At 58.9% G+C, this 5552-nt stretch carries 4 protein-coding genes; 3 read left to right on the top strand and 1 reads right to left on the bottom strand.

Annotated features, from left to right (window positions below; all coding sequences use genetic code 11):
- Window positions 1-24 precede the first annotated feature (24 nt).
- From JJE47_16550 to JJE47_16540, 3 genes are all read left to right on the top strand, one after another.
- Complete coding sequence (locus tag JJE47_16550; GenBank protein ID MBK5269032.1) at window positions 25-318, top strand: hypothetical protein; 294 nt, start codon at window positions 25-27, stop codon at window positions 316-318.
- Between the two features lie 885 nt (window positions 319-1203).
- Complete coding sequence (locus JJE47_16545) at window positions 1204-3876, top strand: glycosyltransferase (protein MBK5269031.1); 2673 nt, start codon at window positions 1204-1206, stop codon at window positions 3874-3876.
- Between the two features lie 45 nt (window positions 3877-3921).
- Complete coding sequence (locus JJE47_16540) at window positions 3922-5019, top strand: hypothetical protein (protein ID MBK5269030.1); 1098 nt, start codon at window positions 3922-3924, stop codon at window positions 5017-5019.
- A 359-nt stretch (window positions 5020-5378) separates the two neighbouring features.
- Here the strand turns inward: JJE47_16540 and JJE47_16535 are convergent.
- Window positions 5379-5552: hypothetical protein (locus JJE47_16535; GenBank protein MBK5269029.1), on the bottom strand; the 174-nt coding region annotated here is incomplete at its 5' end.

The following is a 5552-nucleotide window of genomic DNA, read 5'->3' as shown; positions in this document are numbered from 1 at the left end:
CTGGCTTTGGAGGCATCGAACATATTGGCTTCCGAAGGTATCTCAGCCAGAGTCGTGAGCCTCCCGTGTTGGGAGCTGTTCTTTGCCCAGGATGAGGCTTATCGGGCCGGCGTGCTCGGCACTGATCTCTTGCGGGTTTCCGTCGAAGCGGCCTCCACGTTTGGCTGGGAACGATTGGTCGGCTCCGACGGCCTCATGATCGGCCTGGACCAGTTTGGTGCTTCCGCGTCGGCGGAAGTGCTCGCAGAACGTTTCGGGTTTACCGCCAGCGAAGTTACCGCGGCCGTGGTGAATCGGTTGTCGGGTGGAGGAAACTAGCCCGTCAAGGGCTACAATGCCTGGCCATGATTTCCCAAACCCTCGGACCTGTGGAAGCGGTGCGAGTTTGCCTCGTTCCTCACCATAGGGAATATCAAGGCGAGCGACGCCTCAACAATGCTGGGGTTGTTTTGGTGGGTTCCGAATCCGCTGCCGCTCGGGATGGTCTAATACTTCGTATTCAACTTCATAGGTATCAACTGAAGTTGGAGCAGCAATCGAATCGAAGCCGTTCGCGATGAGCTTGTTGGCTGGCACCCCGAGGCGCCTGGACAGACTCTGGTATCGGCGAGACCTGCGAAACGGTGCAACTCGCGGGATGCTGGCTGAACCCACGGAGGCCGGGGTCTGTACCGTTGACCGCCATCGGAGGAACGCATCGACATGACCGATCACGGTACCAACGATCGCGCCGCACGAGGAGCCCCTCAATACGGTACTCCTTTGAGAGACGCTTCAACGGCCACCAATGAAGACATCCAAGTTCATTTGGACAACGCTTTGGCAAGAATTGCTGAGTCTGACCGGACGATTGCTGACCTCAGGGGTGAAAACGAGAAACTGGGCTCTCAAGACCGGGAGAGGGTGGCGCGGATCGCCGCTCTCGAAGTTCGTATGAAGGAACTCGCTGGTGAACTCGCCGCCGCAAAAAGGAAGTATGCAAGACTTTCGAATCGGAGGTCCGTGCGGCTGGCGCTGGGGCTTGCGCAGCGATTTCGCTTCTTGCGTCGCGTGCCCGGCGCCTCTGCGGTTTATCGTCGGAGCAAGGGACAGAAGGCCGCCGCGCCCCCGGCCAAGATTCACCCACCACGAGTTAGCAAACAAGAGGTTGTGGCGGCGATTAACAAACTTCGCCCGTCGGCGTCGCCCACAGATCAGGGGCAGGTGTCAATCATCGTTCCAACCAGGGACGGTAAACATCATATGGAACGCTTGGTCCGAGGCCTGCGGTCCCGAACCGACTATCCCAACTTCGAGCTCATTGTCGTCGACAACGCTTCGAGCGATGGAACCGTGGAGTGGCTTTCAGGAGTAGCCGATCTATCCGTTACCGTGATCGTGAATTCTCGTAACGAATCGTTCTCGCGCTCCTGTAACCAGGGGGAGGAAGCTGCCAACGGCAGCTTCCTCTTATTTCTCAACAACGATGTCGATCCGATCAACCCGGGGTGGCTCTCGGCCATGGTCGCAACTGCCAAGGAGGCTGAGAATGTTGGTGCAGTCGGTGCACTACTCGTTTATCCGGAGTCCTCCAACCCTGATAGCCAGGAGTTTCAGTTGACAGTGCAACATCGGGGTATTGCCTATACCTGGCATAAAGGCCGTCCTCGCGCGGTGAACCTGGGTAGGGGAGAGGACCCGACCGCAGAGGTGCTGGCTGGAACCTTCGAGGTCCCGAGCGTGACGGCCGCTTGTATGTTGATTCCTCGTGATGTGTTCCATGAAGTTGGCGAATTTGACGAAGCGTATGTCTACGGGACCGAGGATGTCGACCTTAATTTGATGATCCGACAGTCTGGACGGACCGTGCTCTTTTGTGGTCAGGCGGCACTTTTCCATCACGAATCGGCTAGCCAGGATGAGCTGGGGGCGGGCGTCGTTCGGGTAAATCGGATGACGAATGCCCAGGTGTTTGTTGATCGCTGGGCTCCATCCCTTTCGCGGACGTTGCGTCTGGACGCCATCGCCGAGGAGACCCGGTGGGCGGATCCGCTAGGAGGGGGTAGGACCGTCGCGATTACGTTGACGCAGGACGATCCGAGCCTCGGGTGGGGCGACTGGTATACGGCCCACGAGCTGGGAGATGCTTTCACTCGGGCTGGTTGGCAGGTTGTCTACGCCGAACGATACAAGGATCGTTGGTATGACCTTCCCGATGACGTCAGCCTCGTTATTGCTCTGCTGGACACATTCGATCCGAGTCGTATGTCTTCGCCGGCCGTTACGGTGGCGTGGGTGCGGAACTGGACCGACCGATGGCTCGACCGGCCGTGGATAGGTGCCTACGACGTTTTGGTCCCGTCAAGCTCGGTCTCGGCTGACATGATCGAGGAACGACTTGGTCGGACCTCAACGGTGATTCCGCTTGCTTCCAATCCGGATCGTTTTGGCCCCGGACCAAGAAACCCAACGTATGCGAGTGATTACGTGTTCACCGGGAACTATTGGGGCCAGGACCGCGAGGTCATCGACCAGATCATTGTCGATGCTGATGAACGTTTCCTGATATTTGGCAAGAATTGGGACAAGGTGCCACGAGTCCAACGGTTCTGGCGGGGCTTTCTCGATTATGACTCCTTGCCGGATGTGTATCGGTCTGCGACAATCACGATTGACGACACAGCTAGTCCCACTTTGCCTTACGGGGCGATCAATTCCCGAGTATTCGACGCTCTCGCCTGCGGCTCACTGGTTTTGACGGACAATACGCTAGGTAGCGCTGAGGTCTTCGGCGGGCTACTTCCGACATACTCTTCGCGGGAGGAACTCCGGTTTCTTCTGGACAAGTACCTACACGATGATGTCGCTCGGCTTGAACTCGTCGATCAGCTCCGGGGGATGGTCTTGGAGTCTCACACATACGACAAGCGAGTGGATGACTTCCTCGCGGCGGTCGCTGCCGAATTCCGGCGTCCGGGCATTGCCATCAAGATAAGTGCACCGACGCGGGATGTCGCCGAGGCCTGGGGCGACACTCACTTCGCCCGCCATTTCGCAGCTGCCCTGCGAAAACAGGGATTTCGCACAGACATCCATGTCTTGGCGGAGTGGGACGACCAGGGCTGTCAAGATGCCGATATCGTGGTCCACCTGCACGGTTTGACTCCGTACCTTCCGAAACCAGGTCACATCAACGTGCTCTGGATCACCAGCCACCTAGAAGACATCAGCCCTAGAGAGGTTGAGCGGTATGACCTTGTGCTCGTTGCTTCCTCGAAGTATGCGGCCTACCTCGCCGGCCAAGTCAACGTGCCGGTTCAGGTGTTCCATCTGGCCACGGATGCCAGTCGCTTTCATCCCCATCCTCAGCAGCCCGGATCCCTCGCAGACGTGTTGCTGGCCGGTACAACCGAGGATGCCACCAGGCCATTGGCTGAATATCTCAATGCCCGAGGTGTGGATTTCGACACCCATCATGAGCGGGAGGTCGGCGCTATTCCGACCAGCCCGCTGGACGGGTTCCTACCGGATGAGCGACTTCCCGGCGCCTATCGGTCAAAGATGGTGGTCAACGTTCAATCGCCCGACATGCGACAGTGGGGATTTCTCTCGAATCGCTTGTTCGATGCTCTCGCTTCAGGTGCTTTCGTCCTATCCGATCAGGTGGAGGGCCTTGCCGAAGCATTTGGGGATGCCGTCCCGACCTTTGACTCAGCTGACGGCCTGGGGGCATTGATTGAGCTTTATCGTATTGACCCAAACGGCCGGGAAGTGCTTGCTGCCCAGGGAATGTCGATTGTTCGCGAGTTCCACACGTTCGATGCCCGAGCAAAAGTATTCGCAGAACTCATTGCACCGTTCCTTGCCGGCCAGCGGCTCGAAGTGGCGACTGGCTGAGGTGTCTACGCTGATGTCATCCGGTGACGTGTCTCGATTGCGTAAATGACCTCTCCCGGCCCCTTCCGTAGATGGACTCCAGGGAGGGCGATTTCGGGAACGACTGTGATGGTCGTCGGTGCGGTCGGTGCCGCTATCGGATCGTATCTCTTTCAATTGGTTGTAGGCCGCGCTCTCGGACCGACGGTCTTCGCCCCGGTCTCGGCGTTGTGGACGTTTCAGTTCCTCATATTCACGATCGTCATACTGCCCTTGGAGCAGATGTTGGTGTCCCGAATCGTGGCTGGCAAGGCCGGTTCTTTGGTCAGGTTGACCGGGATCACGGCCTCGGTGACTTGCGTGTTCGTTGTCGCCATCGGCTACGTGTGGCGCACCGACCTGTTTGCCGGATCAATTTGGTTCGGGTTTCAGTTGGGCCTGATCGTCCTGGTCTATACCTGGTTTGCGCTCCGGAGAGCAAGGCTGGCAGCCGGTGGCCGATATCGACGGTATGGGTTCGTTACGCTTTTGGAATCTGCCATCCGGTTCATGGTGGCGGCGGCGATCCTGGTGGCTGGTGGTGGTGCTATTGAGGTCGGGTGGGCTTTGGTCGCGGGCGGACTGGCCGCTCTCTTTGCGGGTCGTACGATTAGGCCAGTCCATGGAGTGTCCCAAGCGTCCGATGGTGCTTCTCTTCTCTGGGCGCTCGTTGCCGCGAACGGCACTGGGCAGCTCCTCCTCGCCGGAGGTCCTCTCGCCGCCGCGACCTTCGGACTGGCGCCCGAGCAGATCAGCATCGTCTTTATGGTCATGGTGCTCTACAGAGCGCCGATCACGCTGGCGTATGGGGTTGTCGCTAGGGTGATCCGACCGTTGGTCGAGTTACAAATTGAGTCCGGACGCGACGGCCTTCGATCGCTTGCAACGAGGAGCCTCATGATCGCCGCCCCCGTGGCGGTCATTGCCTGGTTCGGTCCATCGGTCCCCAACTGGTTCAACTTCTGCTCGGTGAAGCCTTCGCTCCCACCCGGTTGTTCTCGGCGACTATCGCGGCTGGCATGGTTTTCGCCACACTCGGCTTGTTTATGCAGCAAATCCTTATCTTTATCGAGTACGCCGTCGGGCTCATTGGTCCCTGGTTTATCGGTTTGGGAACTGCGGTGACAGTGTTGGCGCTCGTTGCCGATCCGCTCGTAGCCATCGGAGGAGGGTTCGTCGTGGGTGAAGCTGTTGCCTCGGTGGGTTTAACGCTCGCGATTCGAAAGAGCCGGTGATCCGGGGCCGGAGGGGATCCACTCAGCTGGTTGGCACCGAGACGCCACGCCGATGGGTCCGGTTTCAGGTTTGTCTTGACGCTCGTCTCGGATGGGGCGTAGCTCACCTGGCAGACATCTCGGGCAAGCGAGTGTCAGCCCGCCGGTGATTGGCCTCCTCGCTGACTTGGTTTGAGGATCACACCACTCAGATCCCACCGCCTGCCATCCGGCGAAGGCCGGGGTTTGGGACTAGAGCCTGCGTCAGACCTACGGGGTGAAGTAATACAGCGTTCGAGCTGAGCTTCCCAGAGGAGAGTCCAGGTTGACCCATTCGTTCGACAAGTCGAGGGCGTCGGCCGCACCTGGCCATAGGATGAAGACCGGGAGACCAAGGGTTTCAGCGTCGGCCGCCCAGGCGATCGCCTCGTGGTTGGTTGTGAG

This window comes from Acidimicrobiia bacterium (assembly GCA_016650365.1).
Taxonomy (GTDB): Bacteria; Actinomycetota; Acidimicrobiia; order Spongiisociales; family JAENVV01; genus JAENVV01.
Note: the sequence above shows the minus strand (reverse complement) of the source record. Positions and strands in the feature narration are given on the sequence as shown.